Genomic DNA, 15,718 nt, shown 5'->3' on the forward strand with positions numbered 1-15,718 from the left:
TTTAATCTACAACCAGAACAACCGAAGAGTCTTCGCTGATGCTTAACGAAACAAACGCACAATGCCCGGTAGCCCGAGCCCTCGAAGTGCTCGGTGACCGCTGGGCGCTGATGATCTTGCGCGATGCCTTCGATGGTTTACGCCGCTTCAGCGAGTTTCAGAAAAACCTGGGGCTGGCCAAGAACATCCTGGCGTCACGCCTGAAGTTGCTGGTCGAGAGTGGCTTGCTGCAGCTGCAGCCGGCGTCGGATGGGAGTGCCTACAAGGAATACGTGCTGACCGAGAAGGGCCGTTCGGTGTTTCCGCTGGTGATTGCCTTGCGCCAGTGGGGTGAGCGCTTTTTGTTCGAAGCGGGTGAGGCGCGCTCGGCACTGCTGGAGCAGGCCACAGGGCAGGCGATCGCCCCGCTGCAAGTGCGCACTGAGGATGGCCGGGTGTTGCGGCCGGAAGATTGCCAGCGCAGGTTGGTGCGCCACGTATAACTCCGTGACCACCTTCCCACAGTGTCAGGCGGCTTTCAGGCCTTGCCGAGCAGCCGGGACAAACCTTCGACCAACGGCGTTGCCTGCGGGAAGTCGAAGCGCGCCAGCAAGCGCTGATTATCCGCCCGTGAGTGGCGGATATCGCCCGAGCGCGCCGCGCCATAGCTGATCGCAGGCAGGCTGCCGATCACCTTCTCCAGCGCCGCCAGCAGTTGGTTGAGCGACGTGGCCTGGTTCAGCCCGATATTCACCGCCCCCTCCTCGACCTGCTGCTGCTCCAGCGCCTGGATCATCACTTGCACCAGGTCCCCGACATAGAGGAAATCGCGGGTCTGCTCGCCATCACCGAACACCGTGATCGGCAGCCCTTGGGTGGCGCGCTCGCTGAAGATGCTGATCACGCCGGAATACGGCGAGGAAGGGTCCTGGCGCGGGCCGAAAATATTGAAGAAGCGGAAAACCACCGGCTCCAGGCCGTGCTGACGGCGGTAGAAATCCAGGTACTGCTCACTGGCCAGCTTATCCACAGCATAAGGCGTCAGCGGTGCCTTGGGCGTGTCTTCGGCTATCGACTCGCCTTCGCCGTTGTTGCCGTACACCGCAGCACTGGACGCGAACAGTACCCGGCGCACACCGTGCACGCGCATGGCTTCGCAGACATTGAGGGTGCCAATGAAATTGCTCTGGTGCGTCTTTACCGGGTCTTCGACCGAGGCCTGCACCGACGCCACTGCCGCCAGGTGCACCACTGCGCTGCAGCCCGCGGCCGCACGCGTGACCAGGCCGGCATCGGCGACATCGCCTTCGATCAGTTCCAGGCGCGGGTGCGCGATCTGCAGGTTGTCCCGCCTGCCGGTGGACAGATCGTCGAGAATGCGTACGGCGTAACCCTTGTCCAACAGCGCATCGCACAGGTGAGAGCCTATGAAGCCGGCACCGCCGGTGATCAGGATGGGGGCGTCAGCCATGGCGGTAGAAACGGTCCAGTAGAGGTGGCAGGCCAGCGCGCCAGGCGCGCGGCTTGATACCGAAGGTGTGAAGGATTTTCTTGCAGGCCAGCACTGCGTGCTGTGGCTCTTCGCTGGCATCCGGCCGTGCGGCATGGGCCTGCGGCGTGGGGGCCTGCACCGCCAGCTGACGGTACTGGCCGGCCTCGGCAAGAATTGCCTGCCCAAGCGCCAGCGGCGTGGTCGCCTCGTTGCCAGCGTAATGGTAGGTGCCCCACAGCGGTGCACTGCAATCGAGCTGCTTGAGCACCGACAGGATCACCCGCGCCGCATCGTCGACCGGCGTCGGGTTGCCGCGCCGGTCATCGGCCAGCAGCAACTCCTGGGGTTGCTCGGCACGGGTCAGGAAGCGCCCGAGCGTACCGTCGACGCTCTCGTCGAGCAGCCAGCCAAAGCGCAGCAGCACATGTTGCGGGCACGCCGCACGCACGCTCTGCTCGATACGCCAGAGTGCCTGGCCACGCAGGCCCAGCGGCACCGGCTCGTCCTTCTCGCTGTAGGCCGTGGCCCGCGAGCCATCGAAAACCCGGTAGCTCGAAGGCTGCACCAAGGTGATCTGGTGGTGCTGGCACAACTCTGCCAGCCGCTCCACCGCCCGCTCCTGCTGGGCCAGGCGCTGTTCGCTGACCGACTCGGCCTGGAACCAGTCGAAGTAATAGGCCAGGTTGACCAAGGCATTGGGGCGGTGATCGTCGAGCAGCTGAGTGAGGCTGGCCGGGTCCCAGCCGTTTTCCGGCGGGCGCGGTGCCAGGAATGCGATGTCCTCTTCAGCCCCGAGACGAATCAGCGCTTGCCCGAGGGCATTGCCACCACCCAACAGCATTAGGCGCATACGCATAGAGTCAGCAGATCCGGAGAGGTTGATTGAGGGAAAGGGGTCATTTTGCGGTTTCCTGCCCGGGAAGTCCAACACGGGTGGGTGGCTGCCCTGACGCCATCCCCTGCCCTTGCCAAAACCTATTCGATCTCGAACAACCCATTACTCAACGGCCCCACGCTCAACCGTTCGCGCACGTCGTCATCGATGCGCGGGTCATCCGGCCGGTACAGCTTGACCTGGCGATAGGCATTGATGCGGTTGATCTCTTCGCCCAGGTACTCCCACACCACGCGGGTGCAGGCCGGGTTGCGCCGGTCGCCGCTGGAGACACCGGTCTTGAGGCCGTTCAGGCGGGTGATGCGGCTCTTGAAACTGGGGATGAGGATGGTCTGGCTCATCTCGTTGAGGGTCAGCGACTCGTAGTCGATCAGGAACATTCGGTCTTGCAACTGAAACGCCGCGCCCAGGTAGCGGCAACGTACCTCGGCGTGCAGGTCGGTGGCGCTGCTGCGCTCCTGACGCTCCTGGCGCTCGAACAGGAAGCGGCCGCGCTCTTCGCGCAGGTGCACCAGCGACAGCAGCACCGAGCCCGGTACCGACATGCAGTTGGAGTACTCGAAGTAGTAACCGCAGTAGCGCGACAGGTTGCCGGCGTGCTCGTGCAAGGGCCGGAACAATTCACTGATAGGGTCGCTGGGCTGGTCGGCCACGGCCGACACCCGCGCACCGATCAGCCGGGAGAACTGCTCGGGGGGCACGTTCAGTTCGTAATCCTCGACGCCGAAGAAATCGCCGATGCGCTTGAGGTTGAACGCCGTCGGACGGCTCTGGCCGCTCAGGTACTTGTTGAACTGGGCACGGTTGATCGACAGCTGCCGGCAAACTTCCGAGATAGAGCGGTAGTGGCTGCAGGCCAGTTTGAGGTTGGTAGCGAAATGCTCGCTCATGCAGGGGCTTCCAGGTGACGCGAATGGCGCAAGTGTAGCATCAAGTCGCATCAACTCAGAACAAAATGCGAAATTGTAACCACTCTTGTCATAGCCAACCATGCCCCCCAACGCATAGCGGCGCGCCTGCCGCCCGCTGTCTTTCCACACGAAGAATAAGAATCGAGGTCATTTCCCAATGCTCGAAGCACTCAACGATTTCCTTTCGGGGAAACTACTCATCGTGCTGATCGTCGGACTCGGCAGCTACTTCACCATCCGTTCGCGGTTCGTGCAGTTCCGTCATTTCGTGCACATGTTCAGTGTGTTCAAGGAATCGCTGCGCGGCCAGGCAGGCCAGCTGAGTTCGTTCCAGGCCCTGATGCTGAGCCTGGCCGGCCGCGTTGGCGCCGGTAACATCGCCGGTGTCGGTATCGCCGTGACCCTTGGCGGCCCGGGTGCCGTGTTCTGGATGTGGGTCACCGCACTGGTGGGCATGTCCAGCAGCTTCTTCGAATGTACCCTGGCCCAGGTGTACAAGCGCGCCGATGGCGATGGCCTGTACCGTGGTGGCCCGGCTTACTACATTCAGCACGGCCTGAAACTGAAAAGCATGGCCGTGGTGTTCTCCATCCTGCTGCTGGTCACTTATGGCTTCGCCTTCATGGGCTTGCAGTCGTACACCGTGACCCACTCGCTGGAAAACGCCTTCGGCTTCGCGCCGAGCCACACCGGTATCGCCCTGGCGGTGCTGCTGGCCGTGGTGTTCATCGGCGGCATCAAGCGTATCGCTGCCGTGTCGGACCTGTTGGTACCGATCAAGACCCTGGCCTACATCGGCGTGACCCTGTACGTGATCGGCACCCAGATCGAACACGTACCAGCCATGCTGGAAACCATCTTCAAGAGCGCCTTCGGCCTCGACCCCGCGTTCGCCGGCCTGCTTGGCAGCGCCATCGTCATGGGCGTGAAGCGTGGCGTATTCGCCAACGAAGCGGGCCTGGGCAGTGCACCGAACGTTGCCGCAGTGGCCGCGGTGAAACACCCTGGCGCCCAAGGCGTGGTCCAGGCGTTCAGTGTGTTCCTCGACACCTTCGTGATCTGCACCTGCACCGCGCTGTTGATTCTGCTGTCGGGCTTCTACACCCCGGGCTTCGAAGGTGATGGCATTGTCCTGACCCAGAACTCGCTGGCCGCCGTGGTTGGTGACTGGGGCCGCCTGTTCGTCAGCGTGGCGCTGTCGCTGTTCGTGTTCACCTGCATCCTCTACAACTACTACCTGGGCGAGAACAGCCTGCAGTTCCTCAGCCGCAACCGCGTGGTGCTGCTGGTGTTTCGCGCCTTGGTACTGGCGTTGGTGGTGTGGGGTTCGGTGCAGGACCTGTCGACCGTGTTCGCCTTCGCCGACATCACCATGACCTGCCTGGCCTTCGTCAACCTGGTGGCCCTGGCCCTGCTGTTCAAGGTCGGCCTGCGGGTGATGCGCGACTACGACGACCAGCGCAAAGCGGGCATCAAGCAGCCGGTGTTCGATTCTGCCAAGTTCGCCGACCTGGACCTGGACCGCGACGCCTGGCCTGCCAACCCGCAGGTGGAAACAGCCACTGACAAAGCCGTTGGCCAAGCCCAGCCGCAGCGCTGATACTCTCCCCTGCCCAGCCGCCCCACCCGCGGGCGGCTCTTCTTTCTCCGCTCACCGCTACGGATGTTCTCCATGCGCGCAGTAAAGAATCTTCTCGTCCTGTACACCGGCGGCACCATCGGCATGCTCGAAACCCCTGAAGGCCTGGCGCCAGCGGGCGGCTTCGATGCGCGGATGCGCGAGCACTTCGCGCAAATGGCCGATGCCCCCCAGCTGCAGTGGACATTGCAGGAAATGAACCCGCTGCTCGACAGCGCCAACATGCAGCAGCAAAACTGGCTGGCCATGCGCGATGCCATCGTCGAAGCGGTGGACGTTGCCGGCCACGATGGCGTGCTGGTGCTGCATGGCACCGACACCCTGGCCTACAGCGCGGCGGCGTTGTCGTTCCTGCTGCTTGGCTTGCCGGTGCCGGTATTGCTGACCGGCTCGATGCTGCCAGCCGGCGTGCCGGGCAGTGATGCCTGGGACAACCTGTGCGGCGCGCTGCGCCAGTGCGAGCAAGGCCTTGAAGAGGGCGTGCAGCTGTACTTCCACGGCCAGTTGCTGCATGGCTGCCGGGCGTCGAAGCTGCGCAGCGAGGCCTTTGATGCCTTTGCCGCGCTGCCGCGTCATCGCGACGGTGAGCGTGCCACTGCCCTGCCTGCCGAGCTTGGCTACAAGCACCCACGTCAGCCGGTCAACCTGGCGCTGATGCCGGTGTTTCCTGGCTTGCAGGCCGGGCATTTGCGGGCGCTGCTCGACAGCGGCGTGCAGGGGCTGTTGCTGGAGTGCTATGGCAGCGGCACGGGGCCATCGGATGACCAAGCCTTGCTTGATGCGCTGCAGGCGGCCCGTCAGCGGGGTGTGATGCTGGTTGCGATAAGCCAGTGCCCGGAAGGGTCGGTGGTGTTCGATACCTATGCGGCGGGCAACCGCCTGCGTGGCGCAGGCCTGGTAAGCGGCGGCGGCATGACCCGTGAAGCGGCGTTGGGCAAGATGTTTGCGCTGCTGGGGGCGGGGCTGGATGCTGCAGCGGCAGAGCAGTGGTTTGCGCTGGATCTGTGCGGCGAGAGGGGTTGCTCCGCGAAGAGCCCCGAACAGTCAGAATAAAGTGGCGGAAGGCAGCGGGAGTCGAACCTGCCCGGGAACGGCTGCCGTCCCCAACCGGGTTTGAAGCCCGGCCGCGCCACCGGGCGCGATTGCCTTCCTTGAACTCAGTGCCTGGCCTGCTGCTGGGCCAGGGCGCTGTCGGCGCGGATGTAACGCTGGTCGGCCACCCTGCGGGTCAGGCCGATGCGGTCGAAATATTCCAGAATCTGGACACTGCGTTTGCGACCGATGCCCAACATATCGCGAAACGCCGCCACCTGCACTATCGGCGCTTCATTCGCCTGGCCAAGCAGCAACGCGGCCATGCGCTGGATCGTCGCCGCCGGGTAGAACAGGTCGCGTACCACCTGGTGCACCAGCCCGAGCCTTGCCAGCTTGCGCAACAGCAGGCGTACATCCGCTTCGGCGCAGCCCGCTTCATTGGCCAAGGCCCTGACCCACGGGGGGTCGAATTGCCCCTCCAGCAAACATGGCTCCAGCCTTGCCCACAATGCGTTGTCGGCCTCGCTCAACTGCACCTTGTGATCGGGCAGATGCAACCAAGGCCCGCTGCTGGAAACCTGCCCCTCATCGAGCAGTTCATCCAGCAGGCTGACAAACGCCGGGCGCTCCAGCGGCAAGGCCGCAAAGCGTCGCAAGCGGTCGCGGTCCGGGCCGAGCTGGTCGGGCTCCTGCTGGTGAAACAGCGCCAGCTGCGCCAGCAGTTGCTGCTTGAGGGCGCACCACTGGGCATCGGCAAACAACAACTGCCCCTGGCGCGTGGCAATCACCTGCACCTCCGCCGGCAACTGCCAGCTGGCCCGCAGGCGGTTGAACTGCCGCTCCAGCCGCTGCGGGTCAAGCCCTCCGGCAGCGGTGGCAAGCAAGGCCGGTAACGCCTGCTCCAGATCCTCGGTATCACGCAGCACCTGCAACTGGCGCAGCCGGGGCTCGCTGCGACGCTGCCGGCTGGGCGCAAACGGGTCGAGTACCCGCCCGCCCCCTAGCGTGCGCTGGGCGCGCTGATCGCGCAGCACCAGCCGATCGCCATGCACGGCCTGCAGCGGCGCGTTGAGTAGCAACTGGGCAAACATGCGCTGGCCTGCCTGCAGTACTTCGCCTTCGAGCAATGCCACGCGGGCAGTCACATCCTGGGTGCCCAAGTGGACGTGCACGGCGCTGAAATGCTCGAACGGGCGGGGCTCGCCGGCAAGCAGCGTGAGCTCGATATCCACCCGGACACTGGGCGCATGCAGCCACTCGGGCACCAGCCAGTCACCCCGGTGTACCTGCTCGACCGCCAGCCGCTCGGCCGCGATGTTCAACGCCACCCGCTGGCCCGCTTCGGCCACCAGCGCCGCTTGGCTCTGCGCATGCAGGCCACGCACGCGCACGGGTTTGCCCGCTTTGCCCAACAGCAAGGTATCGCCGGCACGGACCTGGCCGGCCAATGCCGTGCCGGTGACCACCACGCCGGCACCGGAGACGGCGAAGGCACGGTCGATGGCCAGGCGAAAACCACCGCGCACACTGCGCTGCCGCACGCGCCCTTGAGCCTGCAGCAGCGCCTGGCGCAACGCCGCCACCCCCTCACCCGTGACGCTGGAAAGGGCAAATTGCGGCGCGCCCGCATACGGCCCCGGCGCCAGCAGCGCGGCAACCTGCGCTTGCACCTCGGCCACCCGCGCGGGCGCTACCCGGTCGCACTTGCTGACCGCCACCAGTGCCTGGGGGATGCCCAGCAATTGAATGATCGCCAGGTGCTCGCGGGTCTGCGGCATGACGCCGTCGTCCGCGGCCACCACCAGCAACACCAGGTCGATGCCGTGGGCACCGGCGAGCATGTTGTGGATAAAACGCTCGTGGCCGGGCACGTCGATGAAGCCGGTCAGCGGCGCACCTTCGGCCAGGGCTGCATAGCGGTAGCCGAGATCGATGGTCATGCCGCGCTCGCGCTCTTCCTGGCGATGGTCACCCGCCTGCCCGGTCAGGGCCTGCAGCAGCGCGGTCTTGCCGTGGTCGATATGGCCGGCGGTGCCAACGATCACTGCACCGGCCCCAACTGCAGGGCCGGCAGTTGCGCCAACCACTGGGCTTCGTCGTCCAGCTGGCGCAGGTCGAGCCACAGTGCATCGTCGTCGATGCGCCCGAGCACCGGTACCGGAAGGTTGCGCAACGCCCGCTCCAACACATGCAGGCTACGCCCGCGCAGCTTCTTCGACACCCGCGGGCGCAGGCACAGCGCGGCGCTGGGCAGGCGTGCAACCGGCTGGCTGCCACTGCCGATCATGCCCAATGCTGGCTCCACGCTGACGGCCCACTGTGCGTCGAGGCGGGCCTTGAGTTCCGGTGCCAGGCGCTCGGCCTGGGCCTGAATTTCGGCCTGGCTGCGGGTCAGCAGGCGCAGGCTGGGCAGGCGCTCGGCCAGCCGGTCGGGGTTGCGGTACAGCGCCAGCACCGCCTCAAGCGCGGCGAGGGTGATCTTGTCGACGCGCAGCGCGCGTTTGAGGGGGTTTTTCTTGATCTTGGCGATCAGCGCCTTGCGCCCGACGATGATCCCGGCCTGCGGGCCGCCCAGCAGCTTGTCGCCGCTGAAGGTGACGATATCGGCGCCGTCGGCCAGGGCCTGGCGCACGGTCGGTTCGGCGGGCAGGCCCCAGCGAGTCATATCGAGCAGGCTGCCACTGCCCAGGTCTTCGAGCAGGGGCAGGTCATGTTGGTGGGCAATGTGCGCGAGTTCGGCGGTGGGCACCTGAGTGGTGAAGCCCTGGATGCTGTAGTTGCTGCAGTGCACGCGCATCAGCAGGCCGGTACGCGGGTTGATCGCGCCTTCGTAGTCGCGGGCATGGGTGCGGTTGGTGGTGCCGACTTCGTGCAGGCGCACGCCGGCGCGGGCCATGATGTCGGGGATGCGGAAGGCACCGCCGATCTCGATCAGCTCGCCCCGGGAGATGATGCCCTCCTTGCGCGCGCCCAGGCTGTTCAGCGCCAGCAGCACGGCGGCGGCGTTGTTGTTGACCACGGTGACGGCTTCGGCGCCGGTCAGCTCGCGGATCAGCCCTTCGATCAGGTCGTCGCGGTCACCGCGCTTGCCGGTGGCCAGGTCGAACTCCAGGTTGAGCGGGTAGCGGGCGGCGGTCTGCATGGCTTCAATGGCCTCTTCCGGCAACAAGGCGCGGCCGAGGTTGGTGTGCAGCACGGTGCCAGTGAGGTTGAACACGCGGCGGACCTGGCCACGTTGCTGGGTGGCCAAGCGCTCGCCGGTGCGCCCCAACAGCACGTCTGCGGCCAGTTCGGCGGTGCTGAGTTGGCCTTGGCGGGTGGGTTCGCGCAGGTCGTCGAGCAGTTGGCGCAGCGTATTCAACACGGCGTCGCGGCCATGCCGGTCGATCAGCGGGAGGCAGGCCGGGTGGCGCAGGAGGGTGTCGATGGAAGGCAGGCGTGGGGCGTTATCGGCGAGGCTTGAAGACATCAGGTACTACCTTGAGCTGGTCCGTTGTCTGTTCTGGCCCTTTCGCGGGGCAAGCCCGCCCCCACAGTTTTCGGAAAAAGCGCAGTACCTGTGGGAGCGGGCTTGCCCCGCGAAAAGGGCGACTCGAACTTGCAGTGTAGACACTCAGCCACCACCCGGCGCCAGCATCAGGTTCGGTGCCAGGCGATGAAAGCCTTCCTCATCCAAGCGCATATCCAGTGCCAGGCTGGCCAAGTCATCGGCCAACGGCTCGGCCGCCGCATCGTTTTCCAGGTAACTCTGCTTCAGGTAGCTGTTGCACCCCGGGCAGCACTCGGCCCGTAGTGGCGCCTTGCCCGGCGCGTGGCGATCATCCTCCAGGCTGGTATAGCGCAGGCCCTTGCTCGACTCGCAGTACACGCACTTGACCCGCACCACATGCCACTCGCAGGCACACAACGAACACGCCAGGTAACGCAGGCCGTTGTGCTTGCCACGGTTGCGCACCACCCCGGCCATCGCCGGCGAGCCGCAGGCCGGGCACTGGGCCTGGCTGCCAGAGGGCTTGAGCTCGGCGGCCGGCAGCGCCAGCAGCCAGCTGAACCACGCGGCTTGTAGCGCGGCGCCGAGAAACGGCACCAACGCTGCCGGCACGGCGTCGAACTGCCCAGCCAGCAAGGCGATGCCCCACCCCTTGCGCTGGCTGTCGTCACTGTCGCGCAGTGCCTGCAACGCCACAGCCAACGGGCCGCTGGCCTCTTCGTCAAAGTGCTCGATCAACGCCTGCATCCACGCCAGCCACGGCCCTTCGCGCACCAGGCTGTCGGCTGCAAGGGGCGGCAGCCCATGGCTCATGCACAGGCGCTGACGCGCTTCGGCCACCGGTAAACCACCGGGCGGGTTATCCACAAGCTGCTGCTGGAAGCGGCACAGCCAGGCGATCAGGCGCAGGTAATCGCCAAGGGCATTACCCACTGCCAACTGCTCCAGCCGCTCGGCACGCTGGGCGAACAAGTCCTTGGGCGGCAGATGAATGAACGGCGGCGCCACCGCCGACGCTTCGATCTGCCCGGGTTCGAGTATCGTGCTCACACGCTCATCCTTCTTTACGTCCGTGATCGCCCGGCGTCTTGTCGCCAGTCACTTCGCGGTACCACAACTGATGGTGTTTGCGCGCCCAGGCGCGGCTGACCCAGCCATGCAGCATGGCGCCGATCGAGCCTTTGATCCAGATACCGGCGTAGATGTGCACGATGATGCTGAGGATCAGCACGAAGCCTGCCAGTGCATGGGCAAGCGACGCTACGCGTATCGCGCCAATATCGAAGTAATGGCTGAAATACGCGCGCCAGATCACCACACCGCTGATCAACAGCACCAGCATGCACACCAGCAGCGTCCAGAACAGCAGCTTCTGCCCTGCGTTGTACTTGCCAATAGGCGGCACGCCGTCTTCCCGGTTGACCATCACCCGGTCAATGCGGCGCAGCCACAGGCGGTCGTTGGCGGTGATGAAATTGGCGCGCCAGAAGCGCACCACCAGGCCAAGGAAGAACACGAACATCGCCACGCCCATGAACGGGTGCAGGATGCGTGTCCAGGGCCCGCCGCCGAACAGGTGGCTGAGCCAGAACAGCGCCGGGTGGAACAGCGCCAACCCGGAAAGCCCGGCCAGGAAGAACAGGATGGCGACGATCCAGTGGTTGGTCCGTTCGTTGGCGTTGTAGCGCAGGATGGGTTTGTTGTCGTTCATGGCCGCTGCTCCCCTTGCCCACCGGGCTGCTTCGGATCGTAGACATGCACTGCCGGGTCCACCTGGTGCACGCTGTCATCGGGCGGTGTGGGGTGTTCGTCCTCTTCGACCCGCTGCGGGCCGACCCGCACATAGTGGAAGAACCCGGCCAGCACCGCCGCGCCCATGGCCAGTAGCGCCAGCGGTTTGGTGAAGCCCTTCCACAAGCCCACCAGCGGGCTGATCACCGGTTGGTCCGGCAGGCCGGCGTACAACTTGGGCGTGTCGGCATGGTGCAGCACGTACATCACGTGGGTGCCGCCGACGCCGTCCGGGTCATACAGCCCGGCGTTGTCGTAGCCGCGCGACTTGAGGTCGACGATACGCTCGGCGGCATGCACCTTCATCTCGTCCTTGGTGCCGAACACGATCGCCCCGGTCGGGCAGGTTTTCACGCAGGCCGGCTCCAGGCCCACGGTCACGCGGTCGGAACACAGGGTGCATTTGTACGCCTTGTGGTCCTTCTGCGAGATGCGCGGGATATTGAACGGGCAGCCGGTGATGCAGTAACCGCAGCCGATGCAGTGGTCCTGGTTGAAGTCGACGATGCCGTTGGCGTGCTTGATGATTGCCCCCGGGCTCGGGCACGCCTTCAGGCAGCCTGGTTCGGCGCAATGCATGCAGCCGTCCTTGCGGATCAGCCACTCCAGGTTGCCGTCGTCGCGCTCGTGCTCGGTAAAGCGCATCAGGGTCCAGGTCTCGGCGGTGAGGTCCTGGGGGTTGTCGTAGGTGCCGTGGTTGTGGCCGACCTCGTCACGCAGTTCGTTCCACTCCGAGCACGCCACCTGGCAGGCCTTGCAGCCGATGCACTTGGTGGTGTCGATCAGCTTGGCGACTTCCTGCTGCTGGCGTACCGACGGCGGTACGGTGGTGGTGGCCGAGCGGGCGATGATGTCTTGGCTGGCCATCAGAGTTTCTCCACTTTGACGAGGAACGACTTGGACTCCGGCGTCTGGGTATTGCCATCACCCAGGAACGGCACCAGGGTGTTGGTCAGGTAGCCGTGCCGGGTCGCCCCGGTGAAGCCCCAGTGCAGCGGGATGCCGATCTGGTGCACGGTCTGGTTGTTGACCTGCAGCGGGCGAATCCGCTTGGTCACCACCGCCACCGCATCGATATGGCCGCGCTTGCTCGACACCCGCACCCGGTCACCCGCCTTGATGCCTTTCTCGTTCGCCAGCACCTCGCCAATCTCGACGAACTGCTCGGGCTGGGCGATGGCGTTGAGCCGGCAATGCTTGCTCCAGAAGTGGAAGTGCTCGGTCAGCCGGTACGTGGTCGCCGCGTAGGGGAATTCATCATGGGTGCCGAGGGTGTCCCACACCGAATCGAAGATCCGCCCGGCCGGGTTGCTGGTGGCCTTCTTGTTCTGCGGGTGCAGCGGGTTGATGCCGATCGGTGTTTCAAACGGCTCATAGTGCTCGGGGAACGGGCCTTCGGCCATCTTGTCGATGGCGAAGAAGCGCGCCACGCCCTCGGGGTTCATGATGAACGGGTTCATCCCGGCTTCCGGTGGCGAGTCGACCTTGAAGTCGGGCACGTCGGTACCGGTCCAGGCCTTGCCGTTCCACCACACCAGGCGCTTCTTCTCTGGGTCCCATGGCTTGCCTTGCGGGTCGCTGGAGGCACGGTTGTAGAGGATGCGGCGGTTGGCCGGCCAGGCCCAGGCCCAGTTCTGAACCTGGTGCATGCCATACGGGTCGCTGTTGTCACGGCGGGCCATCTGGTTGCCTTGCTCGGTCCAGCAGCCGGCGAAAATCCAGCAGCCCGACGCCGTGCTGCCGTCGTCCTTGAGCTGGCCGAAGCCCGACAACTGTTGCCCGCCCTTGAGCACGGCGCCGGTCGGGTCGGTGACGTCGGTCACGGCCCAGCCGTTCATTTCCTTGGCCAGCTCCTCCGGGGACGGCTCTTCAGGGATCTTGTACGGCCAGCTGATGTTCATCAGGGCATCGGGGTAGGCGCCGCCCTCGGCCTGGTAGCGTTGGCGCAGGCGCAGGAACAGTTCACTCATGATGTGCACGTCGGTGCGGGTCTGGCCTGGGCCGTCGGCGCCCTTCCAGTGCCACTGCAGCCAGCGGCTGCTGTTGACCAGCGAGCCGTCCTCTTCGGCAAAACAGGTGGTGGGCAGGCGGATCACTTCGGTCTGGATGTTGGCCGTGTCGACGTCGTTGAACGGCCCGGCGTTGCGCCAGAACTCGGAGGTTTCGGTGGCCAGCGGGTCCATGATCACCAGCCATTTGAGCTTGGCCAGCGCTGCGGTGACGCGGTTCTTGTCCGGCAGCGCGGCGATCGGGTTGAAGCCCTGGCAGATGTAACCGTTGACCTTGCCCTGGCTCATCATCTCGAACATGCGCAGCACGTCGTAGGCCGGCACGTCGAGCTTGGGCAGCCAGTCGTAGCCCCAGTTGTTTTCTGCCGTGGCATTGGCGCCATACCAGGCCTTCATCAGGCTGACGTGGAACTTGCCGTAGTTCTGCCAGTACGACAGCTGCCCCGGGCGCAGCGGCTTGGAGGCGCGTTTGTCGATGAACGCGGCGTAGTCCTGTTCGGCATCGCCGGCCAGGGTCAGGTAGCCCGGCAGCGAGTTGGACAGCAGGCCGAGGTCGGTCAGGCCCTGGATGTTGGAGTGCCCGCGTAGGGCGTTGACCCCGCCGCCCGGCATGCCGACGTTACCCAGCAGCAACTGGACCATGGCCGCACTGCGGATGATCTGCGCGCCGATCGAATGCTGCGTCCAGCCCAGCGCATAGAGAATCGTCATGGTCTTGCCCGGTGCCGAGCAGGTGGCGATCTCTTCCCAGATCTTCATCATGGCGTCCTGCGGCATGCCACAGGTCATGCTGGCCAGTTCCGGGGTGTAGCGGCTGTAGTGCTGCTTCATCAACTGGAACACGCAACGCGGGTGTTGCAGGGTTGGGTCGACTTTGGCAAAGCCGTCCTCACCCAGCTCGTAGCCCCAGCCGGACTTGTCGGCATACACGCGCTTGGCGGGGTCGTAGCCGCTGAACAGCCCGTCCTCGAAGCCATAGCTTTCTTTGACGATGAACGACACGTCGGTGTAGTTGCGCACGTATTCGTGCTGGATCTTGTCGGTGCTCAGCAGGTAGTTGATCAGCCCGCCCATGAAGGCGATGTCGCTGCCGGTGCGAATCGGTGCGTAGTAGTCCGCCACCGAGGCGGTACGAGTAAACCGCGGGTCGACCACGATCAGCCGCGCCTTGTTGTGCGCTTTGGCCTCGGTCACCCACTTGAAGCCGCACGGGTGCGCTTCTGCTGCGTTGCCACCCATCACCAGGACCAGATTCGCGTTGGCGATATCGGACCAGTGGTTGGTCATGGCGCCACGGCCGTACGTCGGGGCAAGACTTGCCACCGTCGGGCCATGTCAGACACGTGCTTGGTTATCGAACCCCAGCATGCCTGTTGCGCGGACGACCTTGTGGGTCAGGTAGCCAGCCTCGCTGGAGGCGGCGGAGGCAGCGAGAAAACCGGTGGTGAGCCAGCGGTTGACGGTTTGCCCCTGGGCGTTTTTCTCGATGAAGTTGGCGTCGCGGTCCTGCTTCATCAAGTGGGCGATGCGGTCGAGCGCCTCGTCCCACTCCACCCGCACCCATTCCTTGCTGCCCGCCTTGCGCACTTCGGGGTACTGCAGGCGGCTCGGGCTGTGGATAAAGTCCAGAAGGCCTGCGCCTTTGGGGCACAGCGTGCCGCGGTTGACCGGGTGGTCGGCGTCGCCTTCGATGTGGATGATGTTCTGTTTGACGTTTTTGCCCGCATCGCCCTGGCTGTACATGATCAGGCCGCAGCCGACCGAGCAGTAAGGGCAGGTGTTGCGGGTTTCGATGGTGTGCGCCAGCTTGAAGTGGCGTACCTGCTCGGCGAAGGCCGGCGTCGGGGCCATGCCCAACGCCGCCAGGCTAGAGCCTCCAAGGCCGACGGCGGCGACCTTGAAGAATTGCCGACGGTTGAGGTCCATCGTGCACTCCTGATCAGGTGGTGGGCGCACGGAACATGGCCGGCGCCTTTTGGTAGTCACGGTGACGGATTTTTGATGGCCGCCAAGGGGTAAGACTAGTCAAGAATTGGGAAGGTGCGATGACGTGGGTCAGGGGAGGTGTTGGGGAGCGGTGTGGGGGCTGACAGGTGCTCGCCACAACAGCTTCAGCGCCTGTGAGATCGAGCGCCGCCCGCGCGGCGCATCGCGACGCAAGGCCGCTCCTACATCTGTTTCGGGCCAATTATTCCTGAGGCATTGGCGCGCGCCCCCTTGGTGTTCGCCTCGATATTGCGTCGTGCGAACAAGGCGGTCGCGCGCAAATGTCACAGACCTCATTGGCCCGAAACAAATGTAGGAGCGGCCTTGCGTCGCGATGCGCCGCGCGGGCGGCGCTCGATCTCATAGGCGCTGAACCTGTTGTGGCGAGCACCTGTCAGCCCCCACACCGCTCCCCAACACCTCCCCTGACCCACGTCATCGCACCTTCCCAATTCTTGACTAGTCTTACCCCTTGGCGGCCATCAAAAATC

The 15,718-nt window shown here is 65.0% G+C and carries 12 protein-coding genes and 1 tRNA gene; 3 read left to right on the plus strand and 10 right to left on the minus strand.

All coding sequences use genetic code 11. The features are described from left to right. Positions 1 to 38 precede the first annotated feature (38 nt). A complete protein-coding gene (locus PC358_RS26175) occupies positions 39 to 482 on the plus strand; it encodes a winged helix-turn-helix transcriptional regulator (protein ID WP_033703464.1) in 444 nt (147 codons plus the stop codon). A gap of 35 nt (positions 483 to 517) precedes the next feature. Here the strand turns inward: PC358_RS26175 and PC358_RS26180 are convergent, their stop codons facing one another. The 3 genes from PC358_RS26180 to PC358_RS26190 form a co-directional block, all read right to left on the minus strand. Beyond that, entirely contained in the window at positions 518 to 1,450 is a 933-nt protein-coding gene (locus tag PC358_RS26180) for an NAD-dependent epimerase/dehydratase family protein (protein ID WP_033703465.1), read from the minus strand. Further along, positions 1,443 to 2,327: a sugar nucleotide-binding protein gene (locus PC358_RS26185; RefSeq protein WP_033703467.1), complete on the minus strand. Its 885-nt coding sequence runs from the start codon at positions 2,325 to 2,327 to the stop codon at positions 1,443 to 1,445. Before PC358_RS26185 ends, PC358_RS26180 begins: the two co-directional genes overlap by 8 nt. 119 nt (positions 2,328 to 2,446) lie before the next feature. After that, positions 2,447 to 3,256: a helix-turn-helix domain-containing protein gene (locus PC358_RS26190; protein WP_033703468.1), complete on the minus strand. Its 810-nt coding sequence runs from the start codon at positions 3,254 to 3,256 to the stop codon at positions 2,447 to 2,449. 178 nt (positions 3,257 to 3,434) lie between these two features. On the opposite strand from PC358_RS26190, the gene PC358_RS26195 reads away from it, so the two are divergent. Beyond that, complete coding sequence (locus PC358_RS26195; RefSeq protein ID WP_033703469.1) at positions 3,435 to 4,877, plus strand: alanine/glycine:cation symporter family protein; 1,443 nt, start codon at positions 3,435 to 3,437, stop codon at positions 4,875 to 4,877. Positions 4,878 to 4,949: 72 nt separating this feature from the next. Further along, a complete protein-coding gene (locus tag PC358_RS26200) occupies positions 4,950 to 5,969 on the plus strand; it encodes an asparaginase (RefSeq protein WP_050506191.1) in 1,020 nt (339 codons plus the stop codon). A 2-nt stretch (positions 5,970 to 5,971) separates the two neighbouring features. On the opposite strand, the gene PC358_RS26205 is transcribed toward PC358_RS26200, so the two are convergent. The 7 genes from PC358_RS26205 to fdnG form a co-directional block, all read right to left on the minus strand. Further along, positions 5,972 to 6,067 (minus strand) — tRNA-Sec (locus PC358_RS26205). A 6-nt stretch (positions 6,068 to 6,073) separates the two neighbouring features. Beyond that, the gene (gene selB, locus PC358_RS26210; protein WP_033703519.1) at positions 6,074 to 7,996 is read right to left on the minus strand and encodes a selenocysteine-specific translation elongation factor; all 1,923 of its coding nucleotides are present in this window, start codon (positions 7,994 to 7,996) and stop codon (positions 6,074 to 6,076) included. Beyond that, entirely contained in the window at positions 7,993 to 9,420 is a 1,428-nt protein-coding gene (selA, locus tag PC358_RS26215; RefSeq protein ID WP_033703470.1) for an L-seryl-tRNA(Sec) selenium transferase, read from the minus strand. Before selA ends, selB begins: the two co-directional genes overlap by 4 nt. Positions 9,421 to 9,564: 144 nt before the next feature. Then, the gene (gene fdhE / locus PC358_RS26220) at positions 9,565 to 10,491 is read right to left on the minus strand and encodes a formate dehydrogenase accessory protein FdhE (RefSeq protein ID WP_033703471.1); all 927 of its coding nucleotides are present in this window, start codon (positions 10,489 to 10,491) and stop codon (positions 9,565 to 9,567) included. Positions 10,492 to 10,495: 4 nt separating this feature from the next. Then, the gene (locus tag PC358_RS26225) at positions 10,496 to 11,152 is read right to left on the minus strand and encodes a formate dehydrogenase subunit gamma (RefSeq protein WP_033703473.1); all 657 of its coding nucleotides are present in this window, start codon (positions 11,150 to 11,152) and stop codon (positions 10,496 to 10,498) included. Then, positions 11,149 to 12,099, minus strand: a complete 951-nt coding sequence (gene fdxH, locus PC358_RS26230; RefSeq protein WP_033703475.1) for a formate dehydrogenase subunit beta — start codon at positions 12,097 to 12,099, stop codon at positions 11,149 to 11,151. Before fdxH ends, PC358_RS26225 begins: the two co-directional genes overlap by 4 nt. Further along, the gene (fdnG, locus tag PC358_RS26235; protein WP_152604617.1) at positions 12,099 to 15,167 is read right to left on the minus strand and encodes a formate dehydrogenase-N subunit alpha; all 3,069 of its coding nucleotides are present in this window, start codon (positions 15,165 to 15,167) and stop codon (positions 12,099 to 12,101) included. Before fdnG ends, fdxH begins: the two co-directional genes overlap by 1 nt. Positions 15,168 to 15,718: the final 551 nt, after the last annotated feature.

It is taken from the genome of Pseudomonas capeferrum (assembly GCF_000731675.1).
Classification (GTDB): domain Bacteria; phylum Pseudomonadota; class Gammaproteobacteria; order Pseudomonadales; family Pseudomonadaceae; genus Aquipseudomonas; species Aquipseudomonas capeferrum.

Coding starts and splice junctions, on each gene's coding strand:
- PC358_RS26175 (WP_033703464.1), top strand. CDS start 39: ATGCTTAACGAAACAAACGCACAATGCCCGGTAGCCCGAGCCCTCGAA.
- PC358_RS26180 (WP_033703465.1), bottom strand. CDS start 1,450: ATGGCTGACGCCCCCATCCTGATCACCGGCGGTGCCGGCTTCATAGGC.
- PC358_RS26185 (WP_033703467.1), bottom strand. CDS start 2,327: ATGCGTATGCGCCTAATGCTGTTGGGTGGTGGCAATGCCCTCGGGCAA.
- PC358_RS26190 (WP_033703468.1), bottom strand. CDS start 3,256: ATGAGCGAGCATTTCGCTACCAACCTCAAACTGGCCTGCAGCCACTAC.
- PC358_RS26195 (WP_033703469.1), top strand. CDS start 3,435: ATGCTCGAAGCACTCAACGATTTCCTTTCGGGGAAACTACTCATCGTG.
- PC358_RS26200 (WP_050506191.1), top strand. CDS start 4,950: ATGCGCGCAGTAAAGAATCTTCTCGTCCTGTACACCGGCGGCACCATC.
- selA (WP_033703470.1), bottom strand. CDS start 9,420: ATGTCTTCAAGCCTCGCCGATAACGCCCCACGCCTGCCTTCCATCGAC.
- PC358_RS26225 (WP_033703473.1), bottom strand. CDS start 11,152: ATGAACGACAACAAACCCATCCTGCGCTACAACGCCAACGAACGGACC.
- fdxH (WP_033703475.1), bottom strand. CDS start 12,099: ATGGCCAGCCAAGACATCATCGCCCGCTCGGCCACCACCACCGTACCG.